Source organism: Shewanella sp. SW32 (genome assembly GCF_025653365.1).
Classification (GTDB): Bacteria; Pseudomonadota; Gammaproteobacteria; order Enterobacterales; family Shewanellaceae; genus Shewanella; species Shewanella oncorhynchi.
In genome coordinates this window covers 1-1,474 of record NZ_JAKKSJ010000085.1, presented here as the reverse complement: position 1 = coordinate 1,474, position 1,474 = coordinate 1, and the positions used below count along the sequence as shown (strand labels likewise).

At 38.1% G+C, this 1,474-nt stretch carries 4 protein-coding genes; 1 reads left to right on the top strand and 3 read right to left on the bottom strand.

The window, feature by feature from the left end:
* From L5M28_RS23875 to L5M28_RS23865, 3 genes are all read right to left on the bottom strand, one after another.
* On the bottom strand, positions 1 to 147 hold a 147-nt coding region (locus L5M28_RS23875; RefSeq protein ID WP_263198011.1), incomplete at its 3' end, for a transposase family protein.
* A 58-nt stretch (positions 148 to 205) separates the two neighbouring features.
* Positions 206 to 442 (bottom strand): hypothetical protein, encoded by a 237-nt coding sequence (locus L5M28_RS23870; protein ID WP_263204535.1) that lies wholly within the window; start codon positions 440 to 442, stop codon positions 206 to 208.
* Positions 443 to 499: 57 nt separating this feature from the next.
* Positions 500 to 844, bottom strand: coding sequence for a hypothetical protein (locus tag L5M28_RS23865; RefSeq protein ID WP_263204534.1), 345 nt, complete (start codon positions 842 to 844; stop codon positions 500 to 502).
* 461 nt (positions 845 to 1,305) lie between these two features.
* Between L5M28_RS23865 and L5M28_RS23860 the strand changes: the two genes are divergently transcribed.
* The coding region (locus L5M28_RS23860) for a transposase (RefSeq protein WP_263203170.1) at positions 1,306 to 1,474 on the top strand (169 nt) is incomplete at its 3' end.

Here is a 1,474-nt window from a genome sequence, read left to right as displayed (position 1 = left end):
ATCTTCAATATCTTCCCAGCCCTCACAGCCTGCGATAACTGCACACAGCGTTAAAAACACCACGTCAAACAAGGGATAAACGACCTTAGATGCTTGCCTTGGGTCTTCTAATTCTGAAAAGTGCTCTGCAAAAATATCGATGTTCATAAACTGGCTCCGCGTAAAAGCCAGTATCTGATCACAACGGAAGATCGCGGTCAATCAGTTATGTTAAAGTGCGCGTTAAATGTTCGTGATCTTGCCCTGGTTGAAGGCCCCCTTTTTCTATATTATTTTCATTAAAATCATAAGACAACGTCTCTGAATCTTGAATTTTCAATCGAATAACATCATACGAAGTAGTGATATATTTTCTGAGAATAGATTCTACAAACTGAAACTCTTTTAGTGCACTAAACAGTGCTTTTTCATAATTTTTTTGTAACTCAACTTTATCTAACAACCTAACATTCCCCTTGAGTAGTTAACGCCTTTCACATCGTAGTCAGAGTGAGTAATATTATGTTTTATATGTATAAGTACACGTAATATTTGCGATACCAGTTACACCATTATATTCATGAGCCGTTATATTCACTATGCTCCAAGATACAGGGGTATACTCTTTAGCTACTGAATTTAGTACATCAGAGCACTCTTGGTAATCAGCTTGTGTATCAGGAAGGAACCTATGAACACTACGAAAAGCTACAACAATAAACCCTTGTTCAGTATGTTTGCTGCTGTATTCTGAAGTCGCATCATACGTTACTGGACCAACATGATTTACTAGCTTTAACGTAGGTGCGGCACAGCCAGAAAGAAACACCAAAAGGCATGTAGATAATAAAGATTTTAAGTTCATGATATTCTATATCCTAACGGTATTTTCGTTCGAGATATTATCTAATTTTTTCATAACAAAAGACACAATTAGAAATTATATCGGTGATAATTTACTGGCGCATATCATTTCATTATTGCGTATGAGTGTTTACCTCATTGAGAGAACCAGACTAGGTAAGTTTGATTCACGGATTTTAACGACCATGTATTTAAACCTCGTCCTAAAGACATTTTATAAAAACCTTCAGGTCACATATTTTTATTGATAAATTTCTTCAAGCCATCGGACTGGCGGCGCGCTGTTAAACAAGGCCAAGACGCTATATATCATTGGTAAAATAGACCAATTTACCTTGTCTATTTTGTCGCAATGCCATAGTCAGCACGAAAGGATTTTAACGGCTTTGTTTCCTAAATCGGTTGAACTAAAGCCGTAGCCGCTGATCTGATCGGCATCGCCTATCAACTTACCCATCAACCGTGTCAAAACCTCGCTATAAAACAACCAACTGGAAGCAATACAACCAAGCCTTAATCAACCGCGGTTCACTTACCTTCTGGATTGATGAGGATGCAATTGCTAAGTGGAAAGCCAAGGTCAAGCAGCCAAAGAAAGGTCGCCCTCAAGTGTTTAGCGACTTAGCCATTA

Coding starts and splice junctions, on each gene's coding strand:
- L5M28_RS23865 (WP_263204534.1), bottom strand. CDS start 844: ATGAACTTAAAATCTTTATTATCTACATGCCTTTTGGTGTTTCTTTCT.